Below are 15,082 nucleotides of genomic sequence, written 5' to 3'. Positions count from 1 at the left end.
TCTCCCCGAAGGGGACAAACCTTGGAACGTGAACTGGCCTTAGAACGTGAACTGGACGCGGCCGCCCAGGGACTGCCAGTTGTCGCCCACCTGGGTGTTGTTGGTGGCCGACGAGTACTTCTTCAGGTCGATGAACTGGTAGTCCAGCATGAAGCGGACGTTGCTGGTCATGTACCAGTTCAGGCCCAGGGTCCACACTTCCTGCTGGCCGCCGCGCACGCGGTTGGCGGTGTTGGTGGCCCAGGTGTCGGAGTTCAAGTTCAGGAAGCTGTAGCGCGCCACGGCTTCCCAGGTGCCCCACTGGCCGGCACCGGGGTTCAGGGGCTTGTCCACCGTCGGGGCGCTGAAGGCGCCCTGGTTGGCGACGTAATTGCGCTTCTGGCCGGTCAGGACCCAGCCGGCTTCGGCGTAGTAGCCGAAGAAGCTCGGGTCGTTGGTGGCCGTGGACAGCACCTTACGACGCGTCACGTCGATCTGGTAGCCTTCGCCCTGGGCCCAGAAGCTGTCGTAACGGACAGCGGCTTCACCGCCGTAGATGGCGACGCTGTTGGCGTTGATGTTGCCGGTGTTCAGGATGGCGCCCAGGCCGCCGTAGCGGTTTTCCGGACGCTCGGACAGGGCCAGCACGTGCGAACCGGCGGCGTTCACGCCGTTGGTCTGCGGCGGGGCGTACATGTAGCCGACATCGGCGCCGACATGGACGATGGTGTGCTCATCGTTGATCGGACGGAAGGCGGCGCGGGCGAAGGCGGCCTTCTGGTCGTCGGCGACACCGGTCACGGCACTGGACGTGACCGAGGCGGTCGCGCCGCCGGTGCTGGTCAGCACGGTGGTGCTGCCGAACGGGCTGGTGTTGACGTTGGCGCCGGTCAGGTAGACGTCGGCGAAATAGTTGTCGCCGAAGGTGCGCACGCCGGCCGACAGGCGGCCTTCGCTGGCGATCAGGCCGGTGACGACGTTGGTGATGCCGGGACGCTCCAGCAGGCCGATGTCGTTGGAGCTGATGCTGTCTTCGAAGGTGATGGCCGGCTGCATGGCGCCGACGTCGATCAGCCAGCCCTTGTAGCCGGTGTAGGTCAGCTGCGCGGTCTGCAGGCGGCCGGACTGGTTGAAGCGGCCCGGGAAGTCGGCCGTCACGTTGTAGGTGAAGTCGTTGAAGGCCTTGCCGGCGAAGCCGATGTAGGCGCGACGGAAGTTGAAGCCGTCGGTGATGTCCTTGTTGGCCCGGTTGTCGGGGTTCTTGGCATCCTGGAAGTTGTAACCGTAATCCAGGTGGATGCGGCCGACGGGCTGGAAGCTGAACGCCTTGTCCGCGGACGTGAAGGTCGGCACGCCGTTGGGGAAGGTGATGCTGGGCAGGTTCGCCGTGGCGGCGGTGGCCGAGGTGGCAGCCTTCTCGGCGGCGGCCTTGGACTCAGCGGCGGCCTTGTTGGCGGCGTCGGTCTGGGCCGAGATCGCCTGCAACTGCGCCTGCAGCGCCTGGATCTGCTTGTTCAGGGCGTCGATCTGCGCCTGGGTGGCCAGCGGGGTGGCGGCGGCGGCGGCGGTGGCGGAGGCGGCGTTCGACTTCTTGGTCTCTGCAGCGGAGGCGCCGGCGGCGGCGAAAGCCACGCCCAGCACCGTGCCAGCGAGCAACACGGTCTTCAGGTTCATTCCTAGATTCTCCCATCATCCGGTCTACGGCATGCCGCCCAATCCCGGGTTTCGGGGCCGACGTCACGCGTTTGGAGCGTTTGGGCTGCGGCCCTAACGAAGCGCTCGGTAGCAATATAGCATGACAGCGAGACTGCTAAAGGTTGACAGATTTATGAAAGGGGCTAGCTGTGGCGCCGCTGCAACAGTTTCGAGTCGGGCGTTTTAGGGGGCTTAAAGTAAGGCGGGGCAACAAATCCGGGACTACAGCAGTAGAGTTCGGACGGGCCCGGCGGGCTGAAAAAAGAGGGTGGGCGGATCGACTGCATCTATAGTGTTGTGAATAGGGCGCACCCCGGGGCCTGCTTATGACCACCAAGGGGATGCCGTTGCGGCGCAGAAAAAACGGCGGCGGGCTGCGCCTTCGCCGACACTTGAAAAGAAATTGAGAATCGGCGTTGACTCATAGAGTGCCGCCAGGTTGTGGCTGGTGTTGCAGCGGCACGCCAGCGCTGCCGGCCGGTACGGGGCGTGAACGAGGGGCGGCCCTGCGACAAAACGCCCACGGTTTCATAAAACTGTAACAAACTCGTCACCAAAGGTTCAGGACCCGGAATCTAGGGTCCGCCCGTCGAGACGGGATCAGGAAGCGGTCGCGGGGGCTTGCCCCTGGGCGGATCGGCCGAGGCCCCGAGACGGTCGACTAAGACGTTCCAACCCGTGGGGGAATCCCGTGAACTTTCAACCGAAGAACCTGCTGAAGGGCATGGTTGCCGCCGCGGCCGCGGTGGTGATGGTGGGCGCCGCCCAGGCTGCCGACATCAGCGGCGCCGGCGCCACCTTCCCGTACCCCATCTACGCCAAGTGGGCCGAGGCCTATAAGGCCAAGACCGGCGTGGGCCTGAACTACCAGTCCATCGGTTCCGGCGGCGGCATCAAGCAGATCAAGGCGAAGACGGTCACGTTCGGCGCCTCCGACATGCCCCTGAAGGCTGAAGAGCTGAAGGAAGCGGGCCTGCAGCAGTTCCCGATGATCATGGGCGGCGTCGTCCCGGTCGTGAACGTGAAGGGCATCGCCCCCGGCCAGATCCAGCTGGACGGCCCGACCATCGCCAAGATCTACCTGGGCCAGATCGCCTCGTGGAACGACCCGGCCATCAAGGCGCAGAACCCCGGCCTGAACCTGCCCAACACCTCCATCGTCCCGGTGTACCGTTCCGACGGGTCGGGCACGAACTTCCTGTGGACCACCTACCTGTCCAAGGAAGACAAGGAATTCGCCGAGCGCGTCGGCGCCAACACGTCGGTGCAGTGGGCCGCCGGCCTGGGCGCCAAGGGCAATGAAGGCGTCGCCAACATGGTGAAGCTGACCGACGGCGCCATCGGCTACGTCGAGTACGCCTACGCCAAGCAGAACAGCCTGACCTTCACCAAGCTGAAGAACAAGGACGGCAAGGTCGTCAGCCCGGAGATCAAGGCCTTCCAGGCCGCCGCCGCCGGTGCCGACTGGGCCAACGCCCCGGGCTTCTACCTGGTGCTGGTCGATCAGCCCGGTGCCGACAGCTGGCCGATCACCGGCGCCAGCTTCATCCTGGTCTACAGCCAGCCGCAGGACGGCGCCGCCGTCGCCGAGGCGCTGAAGTTCTTCGACTGGGCCTACAACAACGGCCAGGCCGCCGCCGAGCAGCTGGACTACGTCCCGATGCCGGCCGCCGTGATCGCCCAGGTCGAGAAGTCCTGGGGCACGGTGAAGACCGCCGACGGCAAGCCCGTCTGGTCGAAGTAAGAGTGCTCGGGTAAAAGGAAGCGCCCGCGGGGCTTCCGCCCCGGGGGACGAAGGTCGGGAGAGGGGTCGCCTACGGCTCCTCTCCCTCTTTGTCGGCTTCCTTGATAGACATCCGGGTTTATTAGGTCATCGCGTTTCGGGTTATCGCAGGGCCTACGGCCGGAGGGGTGCTTTGGTGGACATGGCGGTAAAGGCATCGGACATCAGCGCGGAGAGTCCGCGGGCGCGCACGCAGCGCCGCAACGACCTTCTGTTTCGCGGCGCCACCCTGTTTTTCGCCCTCCTGGTGCTGACGCTCCTGGGCGGTGTAATTATCTCGCTCATTCACGGCGCGTTGCCGGCTCTGAAGGCCTTCGGCTTCGGCTTCGTCACGACCGAGATCTGGAACCCGGTGACGGAGAAGTTCGGCGCGCTGGCGCCCATCTACGGCACGCTGGTCACCTCGGCCATCGCCATGCTGGTGGGCGTGCCCGTCAGTTTCGGCATCGCCATCTTCCTGACCGAGCTGTGTCCCGCCTGGGCCAAGCGGCCCATCGGCATCGCGGTCGAGTTGCTGGCCGGCATCCCCAGCATCATCTACGGCATCTGGGGCCTGTTCGTGTTCGCGCCCTTCCTGCAGCGGACCGTCCAACCCTTCCTGATCAACACGCTGGGCACCATCCCGGGCATCGGCGCCTGGTTCAAGGGCCCGCCCTACGGCATCGGCGTGCTGACGGCCGGTCTGATCCTGGCCATCATGATCCTGCCCTTCATCACCTCCATCACCCGCGACGTGTTCGAGACCATGCCCGCCATGCTGCGTGAAAGCGCCTACGGCCTGGGCGCCACGACGTGGGAGGTGGTGCGCGACATCACCATCCCCTACACTCGCGTGGGCCTGGTGGGCGGCGTCATGCTGGGCCTGGGCCGCGCGCTGGGTGAAACCATGGCCGTGACCTTCGTCATCGGCAATTCGCATCGCATCGCCTCCTCGCTGCTGGCACCGGGCACCACCATCTCGGCCGCCATCGCCAACGAGTTCACCGAGGCGGTGGGCGACACTTACACCTCCTCCCTGATCGCGCTGGGCCTGGTGCTCTTCGTGATCACCTTCATCGTGCTGTCGCTGGCCAAGCTGATGCTGGTGCGCATGAACCGCAAGGCGGGGACCTGATCCATGGCCATCACCGACACCTCCCCTCCCGGCACCAACTTCGCGATGGGCCGCTATAAGCGCCGCAAGATTGGCAACACCATCACCATGGGCCTGGCCGTGGGCGCCGCCGTCTTCGGCCTGCTGTGGCTGGTCTGGATCCTGGCGGTCCTGCTGATCAACGGCATCAGCGCCATCAATCTGGGACTGTTTACCCAGATGACTCCGCCGCCCGGCAGCACCGGCGGCCTGCTGAACGCCATCTTCGGCAGCATCGTAATGACGGTGCTGGGCATGGTGATCGGCACGCCCATCGGCATCATGGCCGGCACCTATATGGCCGAATACGGCAAGGGCACGAAGCTGGCCGAGGTGACGCGCTTCATCAACGACATCCTGCTGTCCGCGCCCTCCATCATCGTCGGCTTGTTCATCTACACCATCGTCGTGGTCCCCATGGGCCACTTTTCCGCCTGGGCGGGCTCCATCTCGCTGGCCGTGCTGGTCATCCCGGTGGTGGTGCGCACGACCGAGGACATGCTGAACCTGGTCCCGGGTTCCCTGCGCGAGGCCGCTGCCGCCCTGGGCGCACCGCGCTGGAAGGTCATCGTGCAGGTGACCTACCGCGCCGCCCGCAGCGGCATCATGACCGGCGTCCTGCTGGCCGTGGCCCGCATCAGCGGCGAGACGGCGCCGCTGCTGTTCACCGCCCTGAACAACCAGTTCTGGAGCGTCAACATGAACGCTCCCATGGCGAACCTGCCGGTCACCATCTTCCAGTTCGCGCTCAGCCCCTATGAGGACTGGCAGCGCCTGGCGTGGGGCGGTTCGCTCCTCATCACGGTCGCCATCCTCGCGCTCAACATCGGCGCCCGCATGCTCGCTTCCATCGGCACCAAGAAAGGCCAGTGATCCCCATGACCGCGCTTTCCATGACGGCGGAACAGTCCCAGGCGGCCCTCGCCACCGACGGCGACATGCGCGAGAAGATCAGCGTCCGCAACCTGAACTTCTATTACGGCGGCTTCCACGCCCTGCGTAACATCAACCTGCCGCTGTTCGACAAGCGGGTGACGGCCTTCATCGGCCCGTCCGGCTGCGGCAAGTCCACGCTGCTGCGCATCCTGAACCGCATCTACGACCTCTACCCCAACCAGCGGGCCGAGGGCGAGGTGCTGCTGGACGGCGAGAACCTGCTGTCGCCCAAGCAGGACCTGAACCTGCTGCGCGCCCGCGTCGGCATGGTGTTCCAGAAGCCGACGCCCTTCCCCATGTCGATCTACGACAACGTCGCCTACGGCATCCGGCTGTATGAGAAGCTGAGCCGTGCCGACATGGACGTGCGCGTGGAAGAGGCGCTGCGCAAGACCGCGCTGTGGACCGAGGTCAAGGACAAGCTGCGCCAGAGCGGCCTGTCGCTGTCCGGCGGCCAGCAGCAGCGCCTGTGCATCGCCCGCGCCGTGGCCGTGCGCCCGGCCGTGCTGCTGCTGGACGAGCCGACCTCGGCGCTGGACCCCATCTCCACCTCCAAGATCGAGGAGCTGGTGGATGAGCTGAAGCCCGACTACTGCATCGCCATCGTCACGCACAACATGCAGCAGGCGGCCCGCGTCTCCGACTTCACCGCCTTCATGTACCTGGGCGAGCTGGTGGAATACGGCGCCACCGACACCATCTTCACCGCCCCCAAGGAAGAGAAGACCGAGCAGTACATCACCGGCCGCTTCGGCTGATCCGGCCGCTGTGTTGCCAGCGGGACGGGATTTTGACTCGTGCCGCTGTAGCCCGCGACTGCGGGCGCCGCAGCGAGCACCGCAGGGCGGAGCGAGGATAGCCAAGGCTGCGGATGCAGCCGCCCGGCGCCTGAGGTGCATTTGAGCGGCCACGATCAAATGCCACGCGTGTGAACGTGAAGGGCGGCGTCCTCCGGGACGGCCGCCCTTTTCCATAGAAGCGCCGCTTTTATCGTCCATATCGGCCCGGTCCCCTGCTATCACCCTTGTCCTGATCGGACGCGGCCCCATTTCCCCGATACCATGGATACCTTCCCGCCTTCCCAGCAGACACCGGCCGCGCCCTCCGGCCCGGAGTCCGCGCCAGAGGCGGAGGCGGAAGGAACGGCCGCGGCGGCCGTGGGCTCCACCCATGGACCGCAACAGGGCGCGGCGCAGCAGGGCGGGCCGCGCCGGCGCGCCAGCCGCCGCCTGCCGGTGGTCTGGCGGGCGCTGACCCATGCCCTGACGCCCAAGGGCCTGCGCTCCTCCGAGCTGTCCCTGGCCCTGCTCAGCGTGCCGGTGGGCATCGGCGTGGGCCTGGCGGTGGCGGGGCTGCACGCCCTGGTGCTGGCGCTGCACAGCCTGGCCTTCAAGGTGCCGTTCGGCGATCACATCAGCAGCGCCCTGTTCATCCCGTCCAGCCTGACGCTGGCCGCGCCGGTGGTGGGCGGCGCCCTGCTGGCGGGCCTGGGCCTGCTGTTCCGCCGCGCCCGTGACACCGTCGACCCCATCGAAGCCAACGCCCTGTATGGCGGCCGCATGTCCCTGCGCGACAGCTTGCGCCTGACCCTGTCCATCGTCGTATCGCACGGCGCCGGCGGTTCGGTCGGAATGGAGGCGGCCTTCACCCAGACCGGCGCCGGTCTGGCGTCCAACTTCGGCCGGCGGCTGAACCTGCGGCGCAATGATCTGCGCACCCTCGTGGGGTGCGGAGCGGCGGCAGCCATCTCCGCCGCCTTCACCGCCCCCTTGGCGGGCGCCTTCTACGCGTTCGAACTGGTCATCGGCACCTATACCATGGCGACGCTGGCGCCGGTCTGCGTCGCCGCCGTGGTCGCGAACCAGGTGGCACAGATGGCGCTGAACCGCCCGGCCCTGTTCATCCTGGCCGAGCCGCCGGTCATCCGGGGCGGCGATTTCGCGACCTTCCTGCTGGTCGGCCTCGCCGCCGGGGCCCTGGCCATCCTCACCATGCAGGCCGTTACGCATGCGGAACGGTTGTTCCGCCAGCTGCCCATTCCCCGCGCGCTGCACCCCGTCCTGGGCGGGCTGCTGCTGGGGCCCATGGCCCTGGTGCTCCCGGGGGTGCTGGGGGGTGGGCAGGGCGCCCTGCAGTACGGCTTCGACCATGGCTACGGCCTGGGCCTGGCCTTCGTGATGCTGGTGGCCAAGGTTGTGGCGTCCGCGCTGTGCCTGGGCGCAGGCTTCCGTGGTGGCCTGTTCAGCGCCTCCCTGCTGCTGGGCAGCCTGTTCGGCAGCATGGTGTCCGACATCGGGACCCTGCTGCCCTGGGACCTGGTGGCCCAGCGCTCCGCCGTCATGCTGGTGGGCATGGGCTCCTTTGCCGCCGCTGTCGTGGGCGCGCCCGTGACCATGGTGCTGCTGGTGCTGGAGCTGACGGGCGACCTGCGCGCTTCGGCCGGCGTGCTCATGGGCGTCATCGCCTCCACCCTGCTGGTGCGCGAGACCTTCGGCTATTCCTTCGCCACCTGGCGCTTCCACCAGCGCGGCGTGCAGATCCGGGGCGGTCACGACATCGGCTGGGTCAAGGACATGACCGTGGGCCGGCTGATGCGCGGCGACCCCAAGACGGTGCCGGCCGACATCACCCTGGGCGCCCTGCGCGGCCACTACCCGCCCGGCAGCGCCAAGACGGTGTTCGCCCTGGATCCCAACGGCGCCTTCGCCGGCCGGGTGGACATGAACGCGGTGCACGACCCCCAGCACGAGCTGCCGGCCGACCAGCGGGCAGCGGAGGTGGCGCGCGACCGCGAGCATTTCCTGCTGCCCGACCAGTCGGTGCGCATGGCCCTGCAGCGCTTCGCCGACTGGGACGCCGACAGCCTGCCGGTGGTGGAGGGGGTCAGCAGTCGCCGCGTCGTCGGCTACCTGACCGAGGCCTACGCCCTTCGCCGCTATTCGCAGGAGCTGGAGCGCCGGCGCGGCGACGAACTGGGCGTGCGCGACCTGTTCGGCGGTGTCTGACGCCGCGAACTCTTCAACTAGACAGGGCTATAGATCGCCTTAGGCGTTGCGCCCGGTGCGCCGATGTTGCATCACGGGGGCGGCCCCATGTTCAGTGCGGCGTCCGCGCCCGGAACCCTCCGGGGTGCCGCCTGCCTTACTTCTCAGGGATAGTCCGCATTGTTCGATGATTTCGGCGTGTTGATCCGGGGTATCGTCCTGGGATTGGCCATCGCGGCGCCGGTCGGCCCCATCGGGCTGCTGTGCATCCGGCGGACGGTGGAGCGGGGCATCATCGCGGGGCTCGCCACCGGCTTCGGCTCCGCCCTGGCCGACGGCTTCTTCGGTGGCGTGGCGGCCTTCGGCGTCAACGCCATCCTGGAGGCCCTGCTGGGCCACGTGAAGGAACTGCGCCTCATCGGCGGCATCTTCCTGCTGGGCGCCGCCATCCATTCGCTGCTCAAGGAACCGCACGAGCGCAAGAACAGGCCGCCCGACGCCGGCAACCTGATCGGCTCCGTCGGCACCGGCCTGTTCCTGACGGTGACCAACCCCATCACCATCATGGGCATCATCACCGTCGTGGTGGGCTTCGGCGGCGCCCTGGACCATGCCAAGGCCGGCACCATGACCCTGGGCGTGTTCCTGGGCTCGCTGAGCTGGTGGTCCATCCTGTGCGGCGGCACCTTCCTCATCCGCCACCACTTCACACCGCGCCTCGTCCTGTGGATCAACCGGGGCACCGGCGTGGTGCTGGGCGTGGTGGGCCTGATGGCCCTGCTCAGCTTCTTCTCCCTGGTGCCGGAGAATTTGCAGGACCTGGTCGGGGCTTTTATTAGTAAGTGAGCCTCAAGCGCCTCAAGCGGCGGCAGTGGAGGTTCATGGCCAGACCCTTGCTCGCCACCAGCGGGACAAGAACCTATCGGCAGGGCTCGGGCGGGCCATGGAAGGGCTGTGCCCCTGATCCGTCAGGCTATGGAGAATACCCTTTCCGCTTCCCTTGCCCGTTCGGCATGATGTCGGCGAGCGACGATGCGCGGAGACGGGCATGCGAGGGACGGCCATGTCTGGGCTGATTGCCGCGGCCCTGCTTCTGAGCGGATGTAACCTTATCATGGCGCATACCCTGACCACAGGTCCGAATGGTCTGGAAACGCCGCAGGACTTGGGCGTTCCGTTCGAACGCGTTTCAATTCCCAGCGGTCCGCGCCATCTCGATGGATATCTTGTCAGCGCTCCGCCACACTGCCGGGGCGTTCCAGGATTGGTCATCTACCACGGCGTCGGCGAGACTATTTCCATGTGGGCGAAGGCCCAGGCGCTGCTCTACGCCCAGTGTGTCTCGTCGCTGGTATTCGACTACACCGGTTCAGGCTACAGTTCCCCAGGACCCACATTCGAGGTTCTTCATCAGGACGCGCTTGCGGCGTTTGGCTTTGGGAAGGCCCGCTTCGGCAACTCCCGGCTTTTTCTGTTGGCTCATTCGATGGGCAACGGCGTTTTACTGGAGGCGTTGCCTCAAATGGACGAACAGCCCAAAGGGCTGATCCTTGCCAACGCGTTTGTGTCGTTGCGCGCCCAGATGGCCCGTCTTGGCTGGTTTCCTCGCTTGATGTCCTACGTGATGCCGGACTGGTGGAACAATGTGAAGGCCGCGCCGGCCATCTCCACGCCCGTGCTTTTAATCGCCAGTGATGGCGATAAAGTGGTCCCTTCCGAGGATGGCCGCGGGATTTTTGCAGCGGTGAGGCAGGAAAAATTTTTTGTTCTGCTGCATGGCTATGGCCATAATGCCTTATATAAAACTCCCGATGATGAATATTGGCGGCCAATTCTAGATTTCATTAAAGATCAATCCAAATTCCCAGAAGACGAGCAAGGCCATAGTCACTAAGACCGGCCATATTTCCTGGGTTAGGGTTGATCGCCCACGGCTCTAATAATCCCACTGGTACTTCAGGCCCACCGTGTCGTCCGTGCTGCCGACGGCACCGTTCAGGCGCAGGCGGGAGGTCAGGGCGTATTCCAGGGTGACGTTGGTGCCGGTGCCGCCCACCGATTGGCTGACGCCGACATAGGTGCGGCTGTTGATGTAGCGGCCGGCGGTGACCGTGCCGAAGGCGCTGGAGCCGACGGCGGCGCTGGAGAATTCCAGGCGGTCGATGCCCAGGTTGCGCTTCACGTTGTCCAGGATGCCCGGGCCGCTGCCCAGCACGCCCGACAGCTGGGCCACGCCCTGCGCCAACTGCAAGGCCTCCAGCGCGCTGATCTGGCTGATGGGCCGGTCGAACAGCAGGCGGGACAGCACCTCGTCCTGCGGGCGGGGTGGGTCCGAGGTCAGGGCCACGGTGGGCTTGGACAGGCGGCCGGTGATGTTCAAGATGGCCGTGAAGTCCGCCTTGGTGGAGGAGGCGGAGATGTCCAGCAGGGGGTCGCTGTCGCCGGTGAAGGTGATGTCGCTCTTGGTCAGGGTGAAGGTCTGGCCCTGGGCGCTGAAATCACCCTTCACCAGGAAGACCCGGCCGGTCAGCTGCGGGTCGGCGCTGGTGCCGCGCGCCTGCATGTCGGCGGCGAACTCCGCCGTCAGGCCCCGGCCCTGGACGTAGATGCGGTTGCGCGCCTTGATGTCCACCTTCAGATGGACCAGCAGCCCGCCGCCGGCGGCCGACATCTGGCCCTGCGGTTGGCGCGGCCGGCCGTTGACGTAGCGCACGGGTAGGTCGGCCACGTCGGCCGGCGGCTTGTCCGGCAGGCCGACCCAGGTCTCGCGCAGGCGCACGGTGCCGGCCAGGTCCGGCTTGTTCATCAGGCCCTTCAGCGTCAGGTCGCTGTCCACCCAGGCGGTGATGGGGTCGGTGCGCAGCAGGCGGGCGTTGGTTGTGGTGACGTGCAGGTCCAGCACGGGCGCCTTTTCCTGGGCGTTGGGATCGCCCAGGTTGATGCGGCCGCTTAAATCCACGGCACCGCCGTCGGCCGTGTTGCCGTGGAACTTCTCCACCGCCAGGCCGCGCGCGTCGCCCACAAGATGGGCGTTCAAGCCGAAGATCTGGGTGCCGGTGCCGCCGTTCTCATACTTCGCGTCGATCAGGTCGACCGAACCGGTGACCTTCGGATCCGCCACCGTGCCGGCCACCGCCAGGTCGACTGAAACCTTGCCGCCCATGCGCTGGGCCGAGGCAGCCAGGAAGTCGTTGTAGCGCGACAGCTCCGTCCGGCCATTGATCTTGGCGCTGACCGGCCCCTGGATCACCGGCGACATCGTCTCCGGATTCAGCGCCAGGGGCGTGTCGGCCTCGGCGTTCAGGTCAACCGCACCGTCGGCGGTATGGGCCGCCAGGGTGCTGCGCAGCCGCCCGCCGCGCCAGGCGGCGGTCAGGGTGGCGTCGGCGTTCAGCCGCCGGTCGGCGCTGTTCTTGACCTCCAGCGTCTTTTTCTTGGCCGGGGTGGTGTCGGCGCCGGTGGCGTTGGCCGGATTGTTGGCGACGGTCGCGCTGACGGCGGGCTTGCCGTCGGGCGTGGCCTCGGGTGCGGTGCCCGGCGCCTCGGTTGCCCCGCTGTCCAGGGTCACGGCCAGTTGCTGCATGGACAGGCCGCGGATGCTGACGGTGGCGTCGGCCGTGGGGTTGGCGGCGGTGCCGCTGGCCGTGACCTTGGCGTCCAGGGTGCCGGCCAGGGTCAGCGCCGGGTCGGCCAGGGCGGCCAGCGCCAGCGGCAGGGCCGTCGCCTCCACCTGCGCCGTCACCTCCTTGCCGTTCAGCGCCAGGTCGGCGCGGATGCGGCCGGTGCCCAGCGCCACGTCCAGGCCCTTCACCGCCACGCTGCCCTTGGCCACGGTGATGGTGGCGGGGGCGGCCAGCTTCAGGGTGGTCTGGTCCAGGCGGCCGTCCAGCTGGTCCAGCCGCGCCACGGTGGGCCCTCGCGCCTCCTTCGGCGACCGGGGCTCCGGCGCCTGGGTCAGGTGGCCGGCGCTTTCCACCTGGAAGGCGCGGCGGCGGCCCACGCTGCCCACGCCCGTGGTGCCGTCCAGGGCCAGGGTGATGTCGCCCTCGCCCAGCGTGCCGCGCCAGGCGGCGGTCACCTTGTTGACCAGCACCTGGCCGGCCTCGATGCCGTCGGCCGCCAGGGTGACGTTGGGGCGGGGGCTGCCCAGCACGTCGTCGACATGGCCGCTCAAGGTGGCCTGATGGATGCGCTGGTCCTCCACCACCAGCTCGTCCAGCACCACCTTCAGGTCCACGCCCTGGGTGGCGCCCCTGGCGGGCGCGGGGGGCGGCGGGGCGGGCTGGCCTTTCTTCGCCTTGGGCTGCTGGGCCTTGGCTTGCCGGACGGCACGCGCGGGCGCCGGGGCGGCCGCGGCGGCGCCCAGCACGATGTCGGCCTTGGCGCGGCCCGCCAGGCGCGTGCCGGCCAGGGCGCCCAGGCTGGACAGGTCGGGGAAGGTTGCGGCCAGCTTGCCGGTGGCCAGCCGCCGGTCCAGGTCGGCGTCCAGCCCGCCCTCCAGCTTGTTCGGGCCCAATGCCGCCGCCAGGTCGCGCACGGTCAGGCGGGGCCCCGTCTTGACCACATGGGCGGCCACGCTGGCCGGGTTGCCCACCACCTGGCCGCTGCCCTTCAGGTCGGCCGTCAGGGTGTTGTCCTTCAGCGTGACGTTGCCGGCCAGGTCGATGGCGCCGGTGCGCACGGTCAGCGGGGTGACCGCCACGTCCTTGCCGTCCAGGGTGGCGCGGACCTTGCCGCTGATCTCCGCCCGGCCGGCCAGCAGCGCGTCCTCCGTCGGCTGGCCGGTGCGCAGGTCGGTCGCCTGCACGGACAGCGTGCCCTCGGCCACGCCGTCGGCCACCGTGCCCTCCACCGTCGCCGCCACGTGGCCGGTGATGATGTCCTCGGGCGCCGGCTTCGCGCTGGGCGGTTCCTTGCCGCTGGTGCCGCCCCCATTGGCCAGGGCCATCAGCGTGGCCAGCTCGCCATCGGCCAGCTTCAGGCTGCCCTTGGCCTGGCGGCCCCAGGCCTGGGCGCTGCCGCTGCCTGTCAGGTGGCCGATACCGCCCGTGAGGTCCAGCTTGTCCACCTGGATGTTGCCGCTGGCGCGGTCCAGCGCGCCGGTCAGGGCCAGGTCGGCATGGTCGGTCAGGGCCGGGGGCAGCCCGGGCGCATCCAGGCCCTGCAGCTTGGACGTCAGGTCCAGCAACAGGCGGGTGCCGTCCTCCTGCAGCTTGGTGGTGGCGGTCAGGTGGCGCACATGGGCGTCGTTGTAGCCCAGTTCCTCCACCGTCAGGTCGGCAGTCACCATGCGCTGCTTCTTGGCGCCGGCCTTGCCCGCCGCCGGGTCGGTGGTGTGCAGCACGGCGTCCAGCTTGCCCAGCGCCAGGCCGGGCACGGCGGGGGACAGGGCCTCCGGCGCCGCCGGCACCAGTTGCAGGGTCAGGTCGCCACCCTTGTCCTTCAGGCTGCCCTTGGCTGTGACGCGACCGAAGGCGGCGGCCAGATCCAGGCTTTCCAGGGTGATGGTGCCGTCATCGGCCAGGGTGGCGGCCGTCTGCAGGGTGGCGGCGTCGCCCGACATCCACACCAGATTGTCGGGCAACAGGCGGCCGGGGGCGGCCTTCAGGTCCAGGGTGACACGCTTGGCCTTGCCCTTGGGCCGGTCTAGGCCCACGTCGGCCACCAGGGCCACGGCGCGCGGGGTGATGCTGCCGCCATCGGCGGCCTTGGCCGCCTGCGGCGTCTCCTTCAGGTCCAGGTGCGCCTGGAACCGGTCCAGCGGCCCGCTGCCCGTCAGGTCCAGGGTCAGCGGCCCCAGTTCAGGGTGGCCGGCCAGGCGGGCCACCAGGCCGCCCGCCTCCTCCTGCCCGCGCAGCTCCAGGGTCAGGCTGCCGGGGCTGGTCAAGCCGGGTGCCGTGAAGCGGGCGGTCAGCTCGCCATGGGCGGCCCCGCCGTCCAGCTGCGTCAGGGTCAGGCGGCTGTCGCCGTCCAGGTTGGGCCCCAGCCGCACCGTGCCGCTGGTGGACAGCGCCGCCCCCTGGCCGCCGGCCAGGCTGGGCGCCAGCTCGATGCGCGGCAGGTCCAGGCGGGCCAGGGTGATGCTGAAGGGCAGGGTCAGGGGATTGGCGTCGTCCTTGACCGTGCCGTCCGGCGGCGGCTCCAGCGAGGGGGCCGGCTGGGCCACCCAGATGCGCCGGGCGCTGAGCGCGTCCACGGCCAGTTCGCGGTGGGCCAGGGGCAGCAGCCGCCAGTCGAGCGCCGCGTCCTCCACCAGCAGCCAGGGCTTGCCGGTGATCAGATCCACCAGGGTGGCGCGCGCCACCCGGGGGTGGAAGGGCAGGCCCGACAGGCCCTCCACCTTCAGGCCCGGCACATTGGCCTCCGCCTGGCGGGTGGCGAAGGCACGGCCGGAGCCCGTGTCCATCCACCACAGGCCGATGCCCGCCGCGGCGGCCAGGCCGGCGACGATGCCCAGGATGGCGAAGGCCGCGACATGGCCAGCCGACAGCAGGCGCCGTCCCCAGGAACGGTGAGGGGGCGGCGGGGCGGGGGCGGGACCGGGCGGTGGAAGGGTGTCGGACATGCCGGGTT

9 protein-coding genes are annotated in these 15,082 nt (G+C 68.4%); 7 read left to right on the top strand and 2 right to left on the bottom strand.

Annotated elements, in window-relative coordinates; translation table 11 throughout:
• Positions 1-39: 39 nt before the first annotated feature.
• Positions 40-1,653, bottom strand: a complete 1,614-nt coding sequence (locus tag P5F91_RS17980; protein WP_277907773.1) for an OprO/OprP family phosphate-selective porin — start codon at positions 1,651-1,653, stop codon at positions 40-42.
• 712 nt (positions 1,654-2,365) lie between these two features.
• Here P5F91_RS17980 and pstS point away from each other — a divergent pair.
• The 7 genes from pstS (at position 2,366) to P5F91_RS17945 (ending at position 10,403) form a co-directional block, all read left to right on the top strand.
• Positions 2,366-3,418, top strand: coding sequence for a phosphate ABC transporter substrate-binding protein PstS (gene pstS / locus P5F91_RS17975; RefSeq protein ID WP_246134422.1), 1,053 nt, complete (start codon positions 2,366-2,368; stop codon positions 3,416-3,418).
• A gap of 181 nt (positions 3,419-3,599) precedes the next feature.
• Positions 3,600-4,571, top strand: coding sequence for a phosphate ABC transporter permease subunit PstC (pstC, locus tag P5F91_RS17970; protein ID WP_088872617.1), 972 nt, complete (start codon positions 3,600-3,602; stop codon positions 4,569-4,571).
• A gap of 3 nt (positions 4,572-4,574) precedes the next feature.
• Positions 4,575-5,462: a phosphate ABC transporter permease PstA gene (gene pstA, locus P5F91_RS17965; protein ID WP_145611201.1), complete on the top strand. Its 888-nt coding sequence runs from the start codon at positions 4,575-4,577 to the stop codon at positions 5,460-5,462.
• A gap of 5 nt (positions 5,463-5,467) precedes the next feature.
• Positions 5,468-6,283: a phosphate ABC transporter ATP-binding protein PstB gene (pstB, locus tag P5F91_RS17960; protein ID WP_040843855.1), complete on the top strand. Its 816-nt coding sequence runs from the start codon at positions 5,468-5,470 to the stop codon at positions 6,281-6,283.
• Between the two features lie 303 nt (positions 6,284-6,586).
• Positions 6,587-8,530 (top strand): chloride channel protein, encoded by a 1,944-nt coding sequence (locus P5F91_RS17955; RefSeq protein ID WP_145611202.1) that lies wholly within the window; start codon positions 6,587-6,589, stop codon positions 8,528-8,530.
• 159 nt (positions 8,531-8,689) lie between these two features.
• A complete protein-coding gene (locus tag P5F91_RS17950; protein ID WP_088872141.1) occupies positions 8,690-9,355 on the top strand; it encodes a LysE/ArgO family amino acid transporter in 666 nt (221 codons plus the stop codon).
• Positions 9,356-9,623: 268 nt separating this feature from the next.
• Complete coding sequence (locus tag P5F91_RS17945) at positions 9,624-10,403, top strand: alpha/beta hydrolase (RefSeq protein WP_277907772.1); 780 nt, start codon at positions 9,624-9,626, stop codon at positions 10,401-10,403.
• A gap of 42 nt (positions 10,404-10,445) precedes the next feature.
• On the opposite strand, the gene P5F91_RS17940 is transcribed toward P5F91_RS17945, so the two are convergent.
• Complete coding sequence (locus tag P5F91_RS17940; RefSeq protein ID WP_277907771.1) at positions 10,446-15,074, bottom strand: translocation/assembly module TamB domain-containing protein; 4,629 nt, start codon at positions 15,072-15,074, stop codon at positions 10,446-10,448.
• Between the last annotated feature and the right edge of the window lie 8 nt (positions 15,075-15,082).

It is taken from the genome of Nitrospirillum amazonense (genome assembly GCF_029594735.1).
Classification (GTDB): Bacteria; Pseudomonadota; Alphaproteobacteria; order Azospirillales; family Azospirillaceae; genus Nitrospirillum; species Nitrospirillum amazonense.
Note: the sequence above shows the minus strand (reverse complement) of the source record. Positions and strands in the feature narration are given on the sequence as shown.